The following is a 553-nucleotide window of genomic DNA, read 5'->3' on the forward strand; positions in this document are numbered from 1 at the left end:
ACAGAGCAACTGCGCTATGGTCAACGAATCGACCTTATTGCTTACCCTTGTGACCCAAAGTGGCGCTCTGAAAAGGGTATACAGGTCGCGGGTCCAGGGTAGTTCGGATACAGCGTAGATTATCAGCCAATTGAACAATTAAAAGCGGTATTAAAGGGGGAGTAGTATGAGCAATAACCAGATTGATTACTGTCGTCTCGGAATTGACGTTGGCGGTACCAACACCGATGGTGTACTACTGGATGCAAACCTCAATGTGATCGCGAAGATTAAGACAGCCACCACACATGATATCTCCAGCGGGATCGATAACGCCATTACGGCTCTGCTCTCACAAGCTGGAGTAGAGGGGCATCAAGTTCAGCACGCGATGCTGGGAACAACACAGTGCACCAACGCGATTGTTGAACGCAAAGGCTTGGATCGAGGCGGTATGATTCGCTTGTCACTGCCAAGTGGCGATAGCGTGCCTCCTCTGTGTGGTTGGAGCCAAGCATGGCAAAGCTTGCTGGGTGAACACTTCTATCAAGCCCACGGTGGGTATGAATATGAC

The 553-nt window shown here is 50.3% G+C and carries 2 protein-coding genes; both read left to right on the forward strand.

Annotation, left to right across the window (positions count from 1 at the left end):
• Nucleotides 1-102 (forward strand): DUF917 family protein (locus tag KIV40_RS28090; RefSeq protein ID WP_285352487.1); only part of this gene is annotated, 102 nt, incomplete at its 5' end.
• A 64-nt stretch (nt 103-166) separates the two neighbouring features.
• Nucleotides 167-553: hydantoinase/oxoprolinase N-terminal domain-containing protein (locus KIV40_RS28095; protein ID WP_285352485.1), on the forward strand; the 387-nt coding region annotated here is incomplete at its 3' end.

Source organism: Vibrio sp. D173a (assembly GCF_030248475.1).